The sequence below is a fragment of the Paenibacillus sp. JNUCC 35 genome, from assembly GCF_058269095.1.
Map to the genome: position 1 here is coordinate 4,490,038 of NZ_CM177771.1, position 13,423 is coordinate 4,503,460.

At 55.5% G+C, this 13,423-nt stretch carries 13 protein-coding genes; 2 read left to right on the plus strand and 11 right to left on the minus strand.

Annotated features, from left to right (window positions below; all coding sequences use genetic code 11):
- Positions 1-6: 6 nt before the first annotated feature.
- The 4 genes from AC2TF6_RS20240 to AC2TF6_RS20255 all read right to left on the minus strand — a co-directional run bounded on the left by AC2TF6_RS20240 (position 7) and on the right by AC2TF6_RS20255 (position 3,383).
- Positions 7-630 carry an ABC-2 transporter permease gene (locus AC2TF6_RS20240; protein ID WP_491308222.1) on the minus strand — a complete coding sequence of 208 codons (624 nt, stop codon included), beginning with the start codon at positions 628-630 and terminating at the stop codon, positions 7-9.
- On the minus strand, positions 614-1,489 hold the full coding sequence (locus tag AC2TF6_RS20245; protein ID WP_491308223.1) for an ABC transporter ATP-binding protein: 876 nt from the start codon (positions 1,487-1,489) through the stop codon (positions 614-616). Before AC2TF6_RS20245 ends, AC2TF6_RS20240 begins: the two co-directional genes overlap by 17 nt.
- Positions 1,486-1,872, minus strand: coding sequence for a GntR family transcriptional regulator (locus AC2TF6_RS20250; RefSeq protein WP_009674777.1), 387 nt, complete (start codon positions 1,870-1,872; stop codon positions 1,486-1,488). The genes AC2TF6_RS20245 and AC2TF6_RS20250 overlap by 4 nt, the downstream gene beginning before the upstream one ends.
- A 152-nt stretch (positions 1,873-2,024) precedes the next feature.
- Complete coding sequence (locus AC2TF6_RS20255) at positions 2,025-3,383, minus strand: aminotransferase-like domain-containing protein (protein WP_491308224.1); 1,359 nt, start codon at positions 3,381-3,383, stop codon at positions 2,025-2,027.
- 138 nt (positions 3,384-3,521) lie between these two features.
- Here AC2TF6_RS20255 and AC2TF6_RS20260 point away from each other — a divergent pair, with 138 nt between their 5' ends.
- A complete protein-coding gene (locus AC2TF6_RS20260; RefSeq protein WP_491308225.1) occupies positions 3,522-4,466 on the plus strand; it encodes a DMT family transporter in 945 nt (314 codons plus the stop codon).
- Positions 4,467-4,683: 217 nt separating this feature from the next.
- Here the strand turns inward: AC2TF6_RS20260 and AC2TF6_RS20265 are convergent, their stop codons facing one another.
- From AC2TF6_RS20265 to AC2TF6_RS20295, 7 genes are all read right to left on the minus strand, one after another.
- Positions 4,684-5,166, minus strand: a complete 483-nt coding sequence (locus AC2TF6_RS20265; protein ID WP_491308226.1) for a GNAT family N-acetyltransferase — start codon at positions 5,164-5,166, stop codon at positions 4,684-4,686.
- A 156-nt stretch (positions 5,167-5,322) separates the two neighbouring features.
- The gene (locus AC2TF6_RS20270; protein ID WP_491308227.1) at positions 5,323-5,733 is read right to left on the minus strand and encodes a DUF309 domain-containing protein; all 411 of its coding nucleotides are present in this window, start codon (positions 5,731-5,733) and stop codon (positions 5,323-5,325) included.
- 1 nt (position 5,734) lies between these two features.
- On the minus strand, positions 5,735-6,538 hold the full coding sequence (yjbM, locus tag AC2TF6_RS20275; protein ID WP_009674739.1) for a GTP diphosphokinase: 804 nt from the start codon (positions 6,536-6,538) through the stop codon (positions 5,735-5,737).
- A gap of 21 nt (positions 6,539-6,559) precedes the next feature.
- Positions 6,560-7,663 carry a quinone-dependent dihydroorotate dehydrogenase gene (locus tag AC2TF6_RS20280; protein WP_491308228.1) on the minus strand — a complete coding sequence of 368 codons (1,104 nt, stop codon included), beginning with the start codon at positions 7,661-7,663 and terminating at the stop codon, positions 6,560-6,562.
- 395 nt (positions 7,664-8,058) lie between these two features.
- Complete coding sequence (locus AC2TF6_RS20285; protein WP_491308229.1) at positions 8,059-9,540, minus strand: L,D-transpeptidase; 1,482 nt, start codon at positions 9,538-9,540, stop codon at positions 8,059-8,061.
- 210 nt (positions 9,541-9,750) lie between these two features.
- A complete protein-coding gene (locus tag AC2TF6_RS20290; protein WP_009674781.1) occupies positions 9,751-9,987 on the minus strand; it encodes a ferredoxin in 237 nt (78 codons plus the stop codon).
- A gap of 159 nt (positions 9,988-10,146) precedes the next feature.
- The gene (locus AC2TF6_RS20295; protein WP_491308230.1) at positions 10,147-11,427 is read right to left on the minus strand and encodes a DNA polymerase IV; all 1,281 of its coding nucleotides are present in this window, start codon (positions 11,425-11,427) and stop codon (positions 10,147-10,149) included.
- 257 nt (positions 11,428-11,684) lie between these two features.
- On the opposite strand from AC2TF6_RS20295, the gene cimA reads away from it, so the two are divergent.
- A complete protein-coding gene (gene cimA, locus AC2TF6_RS20300; RefSeq protein WP_491308231.1) occupies positions 11,685-13,301 on the plus strand; it encodes a citramalate synthase in 1,617 nt (538 codons plus the stop codon).
- The last annotated feature ends 122 nt before the right edge of the window (positions 13,302-13,423 follow it).

Genomic DNA, 13,423 nt, shown 5'->3' on the forward strand with positions numbered 1-13,423 from the left:
TGCGGGTCAAAAATCTTTCTTTTTCATGATTCCGAGTGAAATCAGATAAGAAACGAGAAATGCCGCCGCTCCCCCCGCCGCGATAACCGCGACCGCCGTCGGGGAAGGAAGCCCCCATTTGTCCGTCGCTCCTACAATGAAGCCCAGCATGGAAGTCGACGCGAACAGCAGGATCATCATGATGACGCTGATTACCTGCAGGTACTTGTCTCCCAGCCAGTAATGCAGCGGAAGGTAGATCGCCGCATACACGAGCAGCATGACGCCGAGAAGCCCTGAGGTTCCCCAGGAGAAGGCGGATGCGCCGCCCGTCCCTCGTATCATCGACGTTACCGTGCTTACGATAAAACCGATCCCCGTTCCCAGTATACCGAACAGGAGCACGCTCACATACCTGGCGCCCACGATATCCGAACGCCGCACGGGAAGGCTGCCCAGCAGGATGAAATTTCGGTTCTTCACGTCATGATTCGCGGAAATAAATAAGAGCATGATGGAGGGAACAAGCTGGACCACTACACCGCCCATCCGGGAATTGGAGAACGAGATGGCAAAGAAAACCACATAGGCGGCCATCCACCAGAGCTCTTTTCTCATCACGCGAAAATCTTTGCTAAGCAGTGCCACCATGGCTGTACCCTCCTTTGACCGTATAGACCATAATATCTTCCAGCGTCGCGGGCTCGATGACCGCGTAGCCTCCGAACAACTTCTCGGCCTGCGGCCGGTTGTAAACAAGGCCTTCGAAGCCTACGGACGTTTCCCGGACGGAAACGAACTGCTTGCGGATGTCCGCATCCAGAAGCTCCGTCCCGCCTTTGACGATCGCGTACCGTTCCTGAACGTTCTCCTTGCTCTCGCTGAAAACGAGCTTTCCCCGGTTCATGAAGGCGATGTAATCCGCGACGCGGTCCAAGTCCGTCGTAATGTGGGTGGAGAACAGAATCGTATGCTGCTCATCCTGCATCAGATCCGCCAGCAGATCGAGCAGTTCGCGCCGGAAGACGGGATCGAGTCCTGCCGTCGGTTCGTCCATCACGAGGAGCTTGGCCCCGTGGGACAGAGCCGCAGCCAGACCGAATTTCATCTTCATGCCTTTGGATAAGTCCGAAATCTTCTTCCCGGCCGGAAGCTCGAACCGCTCCAGATAGGTTTGAAACTGCTCCTCGTTCCAATTCCGGTAAAAAGAAGCGAGCAGCCTTCCGGTCTGGCGGACAGTCAAATGCTCGTAGAAATGACTTTCGTCCGATACGAAACCGATCCTTTCCTTGATCTCCTTCTCCCGTATCGGCATCTCCATTCCTTCTATGAAGACACGTCCCTGCTCCGGAATAGCGAGATGGAGCAAAATCTTGATCAGGGTGCTTTTGCCCGCACCGTTAGGACCGATCAGTCCTGTAATGTATCCTTTCGGAACCGCAAAGGACAGGTCTTGAATGTTGAAGTTTGAATAGGCTTTGGAAATATGCTTAAACTCCACGGCGTTCATCGGATGTCTTCCTCCTCTTCATACAGCGCTTTGACGGTTTCGATCGTTTCATCCACGGTTATTCCCAACTGCCTAGCTTCCCGGACGGCTTCCGACAATTTCGCTTCAAACTGCTTCAGCTGCTGTTCCCGGATATATTCCCGATTCAGACCGGAGACGAAGGAACCTTTACCGACGACCGAGTCGATCAGCCCTTCCTTCTCCAGCTCCTCGTAAGCTCTCTTGGTCGTGATCACGCTGATTTGCAAATCTTTGGCCAGCTGCCGGATCGACGGCAGGCTTTCTCCCGGAAGCAGCTCTCCCTGCAGAATTTGTCGCTGAATCTGCTGTCTGATCTGCTCGTAGATCGGCTCGCCTGAACTCTGCGAAAGAATAATGTTCATAGTTCACCCGCTTCGCGTTATCATTGTTCATATTGTATATGTATACTATATACACTATATACAATGTTGTCAATCCGATTTTGCCCATAAAAAAAACGGCAGGCCGCTTGGAGCAGCCTCCGTTATTTGTCCAACCGCCTTCCCTCGAGGCTTCAGCGGTCTCCGCATCGTCCCAACTCCTCCATAAGAAGCCGGACTCCCCTCTGGATTTGTTCGTCCCCGACTTGGGAGACATTCAGCTTCAAATAATTGTCCCGGGGAAAGCCCGGTAGATAGTGCTTGTCGATCGGTTCGATCACCACCGATTTTTTACGCAGCCGCCTGGCCAGCTCCGGCTGGGATACAGACGGGCTCAGCATAAGGTGAGTATGGACGGGAGAGAGCTCTTCGCTGTCCATAGCCCCTTGTACTGCGCCGCCGGCAAGCGGCCCATACTCCGCAAGCATTTGCCGGAGAAGCAACGACCTGGTCGCGTAGGCGGCCTTGATTTTATGCTTGTGCCGTTCGAACATCCCGCTTTTCAGGTAAATCTCCAGCGCGCCTTGGGAAATCATCGAGCTGTCAATGTCGGCGATGCGCTTATACAGGCTGAAGAGGTCCACAAGACTGCCGGGAATGACCGCAATACCGATGCGAAGGCCGGGGAACATGATTTTGGAGAAACTTTTCAAATAAATCACGCGCCCCCCCTCATCGTAAGCATGGACCGGATCGGCTTTCCCGTCCGGCTCCAAGTCGGCCAGATAGTCGTCTTCCACCACGTAGACATCGTACTTGCGGGCAAGGGCCGCGATTTTCTTCTTCACATCCGTGCGGTAAGAGCACCCGAGCGGGGCATGAAACCTCGGGATCGTATAAAAGAACTTGATCGGCTCCGTGCGGAAAATCCGCTCCAGTTCGTCCAGATCGATCCCTTCCCGCGAACGCCGGATTCCCATGACCGGGACTCCGTGAGTCACGAGCTGTTCGATGAACAGGTGATAGCCGGGCTGCTCGATCAGCACCTTCGTTTTCCCGTTCGGAAAAGGAAGCCCGGCCAGAATGGCCAGCGCCTGCTGCACCCCGGACACGACAAAGAGGCTGCTGACGCGCGTAAACACCTGATAATCCGCAAGCAGCTTCTGCATCATCACGAGCAGTGCGGGCAGGCCTTGAGGAGTGCCGTACACAAACAAATCGTTTTTGTACGTATCGATCGCTTTGTTCATACAGTGCTGGAAATCCAGATAAGGAAAAAAGGCCGGGTCCGGAGCGGAGACGGCAAAGTCGATGACATCCGGCGAGTCCGGGGAGGTATCCGACGACGATTGGACGACGTAGTACCCGCTCTTGGCGATGGAATAGACCAGATGCCTGCTCTCCAATTCCTCCATTGCCCGGATAACGGTGCTTTTGTTAACCCCGTAGCTTTCCGACAACTGCCGGATGGAGGGTAGTTTGCTGCCCTCCTTGTAGCGGCGGTCCGCGATCTGCTGCTCCAGATCGGTTAAAATTCCTTCATATTTGTGCATGAATTTCACCTCTCCGGCCAATCTGTACCGGTACAGTTAACGTTTTCTCCTATTGTAGCACAGGCGCCCGTCCCCTTAAAATCTAGGCAAGGACCTTAATAAACCGCTTTGCATGCAGGCTCAAAGGAATAGATCGCCATGAAAGCAGCACCTCTTACCAAAGCTTACCTATCCGCCGTACTATACGCCTTGATCATCGGCTTCTCGTTCATATTCGTAAAAACCGCCCTCGTTTCCACAGGGCCGTTCGACCTCCTGGCGCACAGGTTTACGATTTCCCTGGCCGCGCTGCTCCTCTTCCTCGCCTTCAGCAGAACCCGGCTGAACATCAGGAAGCGGGATTATTTAGCCATCCTGCCGATGGCCGTGCTGTATCCCGTTCTGTTTTTTGCTTTCCAGACCTTCGGCCTGGTACAAGCGTCGGCTTCCGAGGCGGGAATCATTCAAGCCGCAGCCCCCGTTTTCACTATGATGCTCGCTTCGGTTGTGCTGAAGGAACGGACCGGCCTGCGGCAAAATCTGTTCATCGCCCTCTCTGTGGCAGGCGGTGTTTATATTTTCGCCATGAAGGGACTGGACTTTCGTACGATGAACGGAGCCGGACTGTTCCTGATCCTGCTCTCCGCTCTTTCCTCCGCCGGATACAGCGTGCTCGCGAGAAAATTAAGCCGGAACTATACGCCGCTCGACTTGACGTTTGTTTCGCTGCTTTTCGGCTTCATCGCGTTCAACGGATTTGCGGTCATCCGCCGCACCGTCCAAGGCACGCTTCCTTTCTATTTCGAACCTTTCGGCGACCTTTCGTTCATCGTCTCGGTCCTTTTTCTGGGTGTGCTGTCCTCCCTTGCGAGTTCATTTCTGTCCAATTACGCCCTTTCCAAAATGGAGGCGTTCAAAATCAGCATTTTCAACCAGTTGGCAACGATCGTGACCATGACGGCCGGCGTCATCATCCTGCATGAGAAACTGGCCTATTTCCATTTGATCGGAGCCGCCCTTATGATTGCCGGAGTAGTCGGCGTATGCCTGCCGGCGTCTCCCCGCAAAACTTCCCGGCAGCCGGAACGGGGGCTGGATGCGTGAAGGGAATGTTGAGCAGCAAAAAGCCGCCGCGTTTGACAATCTATCACCGCGTCCAGCTTCGAGTATGCGCCCGTTCAACTATAATGCCTGACGCCCATTCCGCAGGTACAACGAAAAGGCCGTGACATTCACGGCCTTTTTATCGTTCGCCTTATTCCCGGCTGCCTGCTTCCCGCACCGGCTGCGGGGGACCCGCTTCTCGCCCCGAATCACTTCCTCAAAGAGAGACGCGCATATGAATGCCGGCCAGACGCTGTCCGTCCGGTCCCGTCTTCTCCGACACGTCAAAAGGACAGAAGCCGAGCTTCGCATACAGCAGCAGCGCGGGCGTATTCGTGTTGTGACAGACGAGATTCAGAAACGGAACACCGAGCTCCCGCTTCGCCCTGTCCATCATCGTCCGGATCAGATAAGAGGATGCCCCTTTCCCCCGGTATTCGGGCGCCACAATCACGTTTCCGAGCCAGCATTCCTTCTCCCGTACGCAGCCGTACAAATTGGCGTAAGCGGCAATTTCCCCGCCTTCGGCCGTTATAACGGTCGGGCACAGCCGTGTTTTCAGCGTTTCGCGAATCTGCTCCGGCGTTAGCGGATATTCGCCTTTCGGATACATGTAAAAGAGCTCGCCCGCATGCTGCGGCAGCCCGCAAATAACGTCCAAATCGTCCGGTGATAAAGACCTGCTTTGATAATCCGCCATTCCTGCCACTCCCTCATCTTATTCTTATGTACCGTATTGTACAGGCGAACACCGTTTTCCCGCCCGCTCTTATCTCTTGTCTCTTGTCCCTGCCCCTGCCTGCAAAAAAAACCGGCAGGGCCTTATGCCTGCCGGTTCCTTCCCTGCCGTTCCGTCTTATGATTCGGTCCGCCGCTCGCCTTGAATTTGCCGGACCTGTCCCGCCAGGTTCTCATCCACGATGCGAATTTCCAGCGGATAAGGCTCGAAAGGCCGCACCCCGATATTCCGGAGCTTGACCAGATACGCCTCCGCATCCCGCAGCAGCAGAGCCACGTTTATTCCGAGCAGCCTGTCCGGGTACCCCTGCAGCTTCGCGATCCCCGATTCCATCAATTTAACGGCTCCCGATACGTTAGCGTTAAGATGATGATACAGCCCGACGGCAATCTGCAGCAGCCCCTGGTAAAACGGCTTCCGGCCTTCTTCCAGCCAGAGGGTCTCCATCACTTCATGGCATTCGTAATAGTCCCGGTTTACATTGAACTCGTATAAAAAAGCGAGGTACAGAGGATCGTAAGGACGCAAATCAGCGCGCCCCTTTTTTCGCCCGTTTGATGGCTTCCTGGATTTCCTCCTGGAGCTCTCGCATGGCCCGTGTATCGTCCTTTTCGAAAATTTCGTTGAAGCGCATCTGGAACTGGACGGCTTCCCGGACGCGATGATAGAAGTACAGCACCTGGATGCAGTTCAGAATGACGGTAACCAGATTCGAATTGTCTTCGAACAGCTTCTGCGCTTCCACGATTTCCCCGCGGATATTGGACATTTCCTGATCCAGCAGGTAAGCGGCTTCCGCCGCCCGGCTCAGTCTCGTGCGGACCTCCTCCGGCAGCATGCTTTCCTTGTATTTATAATTCAGGGAATGCTCGATAGTCGCCCAGAAATTCATCGCCAGCGTACGCAGCTGAATTTCGCCGAGCACCTTTTTCATCCCCAGAGAAGTCTGTACCGGGTATTCGATAATCATATGAAAGCTGCGATAGCCGCTTTCCTTCTTGTTGGCGATATAATCTTTCTCGTAGAGCACTTTCATATCCTTACGTTGGTGGATCAGCTCGCGCAAAGTTTCGATATCTTCAACGAACTGGCACATGATGCGGATGCCCGCAATATCTTCGATACCGGTTTCGAGATCGTCCATGGATACGTTCAACTTCTTGGCTTTATCCAAAATGCTCGAGATTTTTTTGACACGCCCGGTCACGAATTCGATCGGAGAATATTCCTCGCGGTTTTTGAGTTCCGCCCGAAGCGTTTTGAATTTAATTTTGAGTTCTTCTACGGTCTGTTCATAAGGAAACAGAAATTTTTTCCAATCCCTTCCATCCATAAGAACTGCCTCCACTTCCGGTCAAAGTCGACGTTGATCTGCCCCGATCGCCTCGGAAATATGGGTAAAGCCGTCTTTTTTAAGCAGGGTCGACAAACCTTCATTCAATTTCTTCAAAAGGCCCGGGCCTTCGTATATAAGCGCCGTATACACCTCGACGAGGCTCGCTCCCGCACGGATTTTGTCATAGGCATCCTGCGCGGTGAAAATTCCGCCGGACCCGATAATCGGGATGCGTCCTTCCGTCATTCGGTACACGCGCGAAATAAGCTCGGTCGAACGGGATGTCAGCGGACGTCCGCTCAGGCCCCCTGCCTGATCCCGGTTGGGATGACTTAATCCGTCGCGTCCAAGCGTCGTATTCGAAACGATAATCCCGGAAACCCCGCTTCCGCCGATGACGGCAATCGTATTTTCCAGCTCGGTGTCGGTCAGGTCGGGCGCAATTTTGACGAGAACCGGCTTGGCCGCGCCGCCGGTCCGCTCGTGCTGAATCTTCATCTCGCCCACGACCGCATGAAGCAATCTCTGCAAATCATTGCCATGCTGCAAATTACGCAGATCGGGAGTATTCGGTGAAGAGATATTGACCACGAAAAAGTCGCCGTGCCCGTACAAAGTTTGGATGCAGGAGCGGTAATCTTCTTCCGCCTGCTCGTTGGGCGTCGTTTTGTTCTTGCCGATGTTGACGGCCACGGGGACCGGACGGCTGCCGAGGCGGCTTAAATTTTGCGCCATCGCCTCCGCGCCGACGTTGTTGAAGCCCATCCGGTTGATCAGGGCTTCATCCTCCGGAAGCCGGAAAAGCCGCGGCTTGTCGTTGCCGCTCTGCGGTTTGGGGGTAACGGTCCCCACTTCCATAAAACCGAAACCCATCCGGGAGAAACCTTCCACCGCCTGGGCATTCTTATCCAGTCCGGCGGCAAGTCCCACCGGATTCGGGAACGCGATTCCCCAGAGCGTGCTATGAAGTTCGGGGGCGTGGCCGAACCCCCATGCGGCGCCGATAACGGACGACATTCCCGGGATCTTGGCAGCCGTTTTAAGTCCGTTAATAATCAAATGGTGAGCCTTCTCCGCGTCCATGCGAAACAGGACCGGCTTAGCGATTTTCTTGTATACCATGCAGTTGACACTCCGTTCCTCAGTACTCTCATCTGTCAGTTTATCGCGTTCCACGCGAGAATGCAAAGATTTTTATCCGTACAGAGCCCCGTGATCGGGACGTATAATCCCCTTTAATCCACATTAAACACGAACGAAATATATTATAACACAAAAAATGTTCGCCTTATCATGAATTCCGTACAAATGTTTGCTTATTTTGACCGGTTCTTGCGACAGAACCTATTACGATAAACCGGATCGTTTTAATCGGTTTTAAAAAACGAATTTAAACGGCAGGCCTTCGTCTCGTAACGCGTCAGACGGAAAAGTCTCTGAGCGGCAGTAAAAAGAGCGCCCGCCCCGCACATAGCAGGGAAGGCGCTCTCGCATCCCGTCCTTAACGGACGGGGAATTTAATCCAGCCAGCGGTATACTTTACCGGGATTGGTCTCCTGTACCTCCGAAGGAAGCTTAAAAGCTCCCTTCGGGCCAAATCCGGCCCCGGATGCGCCGCCGCCGCCGGGCCCGTCACCGACGAGCCCCGCCGGGAGCAGCCCGCTTCCTATGGTGACCTTCGTGCCTTTCGGAGCCATGTCGAACAGCTCCTCCACATCTTCCTGCCTCATCCGGATACAGCCCAGCGATTCGTCCTTGCCGATCGAGGAGGGGTGTCTGGTCCCGTGGATCGCATAGTCCGTATCGGAGAGCGTCATCCCGCGCGTGCCGAACTCGCCTTTCGTCCGTCCCTTGGGATTGCGGACTTTCTCGGACACGGCGAATTCGCCGAGCGGGGTCCGCGCCCCCCCGAGACCGACCTCGTAGCTCCTCACGACGGTCCGTCCGCTCACCAGCGCCAGCCGGTGCAGCTTGGTGTCGATGAGGATCGCCAGCGGCTCGCTGAGCGCCTCCTCCGCGGCCGCGGAAGCGGCGGACGGCTTGGCGCCGGGGGGCGTGTCCGCGCCGCCTGTCCCGGCTGCGGCCTGCCCGTTCGCGCCCGCGGCGGCCGCCTCCCGTACAAGCGGGAACGCTTCCCGCATGTACGGCGTCAATCCCGACATGACGTTGTCGGGATACGGCCGTAGCAGCTCCTCCGGACGCTCCGGCAGCTTCCCGCTTGCCGCGCGGTAAGCCTCCAGCGCCGATCGGAGCACGAGGAGCTGCTCCTGGCGCTGCCGCCAGGCTCCCGCCGGCTCCGCGAAGCGGCCCGGATCGTCCGGGCGGCAGTTGCATGCGGCGGCGTCGAAATAGGCGATCGCCGCCGCTTCGCCGGGCCCGCCGCTTGCGACCGACAGGAGCGGCTTCAGCGGCCTGTGCCAGGCGATCCAGCCGCCGCCCGGTCCGTCCGCGCCCTGTGCGGACAGGAGGACGGCTTCGCCGCCTGCCGGCCTGTCGCGCAGCAGCATCCGTTCGAGCGCTCCGCTCGCGGACGTCTGCTTCTCCGCCGCCAGGTAGACGCGGAGACCCCCTTCCGCCGCCGGGAGGTCCGCCGGGGCGGCGACGCTTCCGCCGGGGCGTCCGTCTCCCGCTGCCGGTCCCGACGGAGCGGGCAGCAGCGCGATCAGCGCCAGCAGGGCGGCCGTAAGCGCGGCTTTCCTGCGGCGGCTTCGCTTGGCCGCCGTCTTCAGCTCCTGCGGCCAGGGAACGGAGGAATCGAGCGCCGACCAGTCGACGGTTATTTTCCGTTTCTCGAACGCTTCATAGATTTCCCCGGACTGCGCGTAGCAGTAAGCGGCTTTCCCCCGGTCTCCCCGGGCCGCATACTCCCTGCCGAGCAAATACCACGCCATCCGCTGGTCCGGATGATCCCGGACGTATTCCTTCAGATAAACCCGGTCTTCAATGGGATTGTGCCGCAAAAATCGGGCCAGTTTCTCGTCCGGTTTTTCTGTGCTCACTTTTTTCACCGCCTGCTTCAAGGATTACCGGTGTTTCTTTTCCTTTTATCGGCAGGAGAAGCTGCTCTGTTGAATTTCGTTCAAATCGCGTCGGTTTTTCTCTCTTATTTTCTTTTATCCGGGGCAATCCGAGTTAATCCGACAACAATAGACAAAAAAGCCCTGTTTCCGATAGGGAAACAAGGCTTTATTTGTATAAAGAAAGAAATCTTACATATTGAAAGGAGTATCGGCCACTTTGATCGAATCGGTCGGGCAGCCGTCTTGCGCATCCTGCAGATCGTCGTACAGATCTTCCGGAATTTCGGTCACGCCGTGGTTACCGTCGTTTTCGTAAATCACTTCCGCAATACCCTCATCATCGTAGTCGTAAATATCTGGAGCAGTTGCGCCGCAAGCTCCGCACGCAATGCAGGTGTCTTTTTCCACCCATGTATACTTAGCCATATATGAATTCCTCCTCTAATAGTCCTCCATTGTCCACTATAATATAAAGTATTCGAAAGTTCAACGGAAAGTACAAGTGAAAAGCCAGCCGCCATGCGGTGTCCGGCTCTTCCCCTTTAAGATTTCATTCTTGGGCGGATGTTATTCGGCTCCCGGTTTTTATAACGGGAATGAATCTCCGTCCGGGTCTTTCTGCAGGGAAGTTCCCCTCCGCTTGCGGTTGCGTATAAGCGCCGACGGATTGTCGCCGATCATCCCCGCGGTAAGCACGGCATCTTCTCCGAATTTATCCCGGAGCGCATCCATAATTTCGCTCAGCTTGTCCTTCTTCGGCTGCTGCTCGTAACTGAACAGATCGAGCTGAATCGCGGCCTCCTCCTTCGGCGTCAGGTTCTGGCCCGTGATGCCGAGGAGGCGGATCGGCTTTTCCGGCGCCCAATGCCGCTCGAACAGCTCGCACGCGGCCTTGTACAGATCCTCGTGATGATCGGTCGGCACGGGCAGTGTCACATTCCGTGTGATCGTCTTCATATCGGGGTCCCGGATCGTAATCTGCACGGTCGAAGCCATCAGCTTCTGATGCCTGAGCCGGCGTCCGACCTGATCGGCCAGATTCAAGAAGACACGGAACACTTCCTTGCGGTCCGTGTAATTGTAAGGAAGCGTCGTCGTGTGGCCGACCGACTTGTTCGGCTCGCGCTCCGGGTTAACCTCCGAACGAGAGATGCCGTTGGCGGCCTGCTTGAGAGCGGGTCCGCTTATGCCAAACGACTTGCGGAGAAGCCCATCGTCGGCAGCCGCCAGTTGGCCGATCGTGTGAATCTGCAGCTTCTGCAGCTTCTCGGCCGTTTTTCTCCCGATGCCGTACAATTCTCCGCAGGGTCTATCCCAAAGGACCTTCGGCACATCCCGCAGACGAAGCACGAACAATCCGTTGGGCTTTTTCATATCGGAAGCCATCTTGGCCAGAAGCTTGTTCGGCGCCACGCCGACCGAACAGGGCAGACCCAGCTCTTCGCGTATCCGGGTCTGAATCTCCTCCGCGATCTGAAGCGGGGTTCCGAACTGCTTGGAACCCGTTATGTCCACATAACATTCATCAATGGACATGGTCTCGACCATCGGCGAATAGTCATAGACTATACGGCGGAAGCCGCGGGAAAACTGCCGGTACAAATCGAAATTCGGCTTGATGAGCACAAGCTCCGGACAAAGCCTCATCGCCTGCCGGACGAGCATTCCCGTTTTGACTCCGCGCGCCCTGGCGGGATAGGAGGAGGTTACGATAATGCCTTTGCGCTGTTCCACGCTGCCCGACACCGCGATCGGCTTGCCCCGGTACAGCTCGGGCTCCACGACTTCGTGTACGGAACAGTAAAACGCGTTCATATCGATATGTAAAATAACTCGTCCGTTTTTGGGATACCCTTCCTGTGCCATTATCCCGGCTTCCTCCTTCCTGCGGGCGCGCGAGGTCCCGTTTAGCGTATCGAAAAGCGGCCGTGCGGCGCTTTATCCTCTTTATTCCTTCTAATTCTTAGTCTATTCCTGTCCGCTTGAGGAATCAAGAACGGCTATCGTCCAAAATTTGCGAAAATTCATTCTTTATGGTTGAAATTATGATATAATCGTGCATTATACATTCGAGAAAACATTCGAAAAATGAACAGCGACACGTTTAGAGGGGGAGCACCGAAATGTCCGATTCAATCAAAATCTTTGACACTACGCTTCGTGACGGAACCCAGGGCGAAGGAATCAGCCTGTCCGTGGAGGACAAACTGAAAATTGCCCAGAAGCTCGACGAGCTGGGCGTTCATTATATAGAAGGCGGCTGGCCCGGAAGCAACGGCAAAGACATTGAATTTTTTAACCGTGTTCAGGAACTGAATCTTAAGCATGCGAAAGTAACGGCATTCGGCAGCACCCGCCGCAAGAACACCAAAGCCGAAGAAGATCCCAATCTGACGACGCTGGTGGCGTCCGGCGTTCAAGTCGCGACGATTTTCGGAAAATCGTGGGATTTTCACGTTCACACCGCCATTCAGACGACGCTCGAAGAAAACCTCGCGATGATTTTCGATTCCGTACGGTATCTGAAAAGCTGCGGTCTTGAAGTCATTTACGACGGCGAGCATTTTTTTGACGGCTACAAAAACAACCCGGACTACGCCCTCCAGACAATCCGCCAGGCGCAGGAAGCCGGCGCGGACTGGATCGTGCTGTGCGATACGAACGGCGGATCGATGCCGGAGGAAATTTTCGAGATCGTTTCGGAAGTCAAGAAACAGATCACGACGCCCGTGGGCATCCACGCCCACAACGACTGCGAGCTGGGCGTCGCCAATTCCCTGGCAGCCGTGAGAGCCGGCGCCCGCCAGGTCCAGGGCACGATGAACGGATACGGCGAGCGCTGCGGCAACGCGAATCTGTGCTCCGTCATTCCGAATCTGCAGCTGAAGCTCGGCTTCGCCTGCATTTCGGATGAGCAGCTGGAATCGCTGGGGCCCGTTGCCCGTTACGTCAGCGAGATCGCGAACATGCACATGCCGATGAACCAGCCGTATGTCGGCAGCGCGGCTTTCGCCCACAAAGGCGGCATCCACGTGTCCGCTATCCTCAAGCACGCGAGCACGTATGAGCATATCGTTCCCGAGAAGGTAGGCAACAAGCAGCGCGTACTCGTTTCGGAGCTGGCGGGGCAGAGCAATCTCGTTTCGAAAGCGGCCGAGCTCGGCCTCAACCTGGAACAGCAGGACGGCAAAGCGAAAGAAATCATTTCGCGCATCAAAGACCTTGAGCACGAGGGATACCAGTTCGAAGGTGCGGATGCTTCTCTTGAACTGATGATGCGTGAAGCTTCCGGCGAGCTGCAGGAGCCGTTCGTGCTGGAATCGTTCAAAATTTTCGTGGAAAAGTCGGCGGATCGTCCGGTCAGCTCCGAGGCTTTCGTCAAGGTGAACGTGCACGGCGAATCCATGTATACCGCCGCGGAAGGCGACGGACCCGTCAACGCGCTCGATAACGCGCTGCGTAAAGCTCTGCTGCCTTTCTATCCGGACATTCACAGAATGCACCTGTCCGACTATAAGGTACGCGTGCTTGACGACAAAGGAGCGACCGCTTCCAAAGTCCGCGTTCTGATTGAATCCCGCAATTACGAGAACGAATGGAATACCGTCGGCGTTTCCTCCAATATTATCGAAGCCAGCTGGCATGCGCTCGTGGACAGCTTCCGGTATGCCCTAATCGGAAAGTCCAGCGTCGAGAGAGAATCGCTTGATCCAAGACCGGTCGGTCTAGTGAACCACTAATTTATTTTTCCTTACAAAAAGATAAGCCCCGTTTCTTCCGTGTGGGCAGCCTGGCCTTACACACGGACCCGAAACGGGGCTTTTTAAATGTCTCCGAAAATCGGGCAGGCTAGACCCGAAAC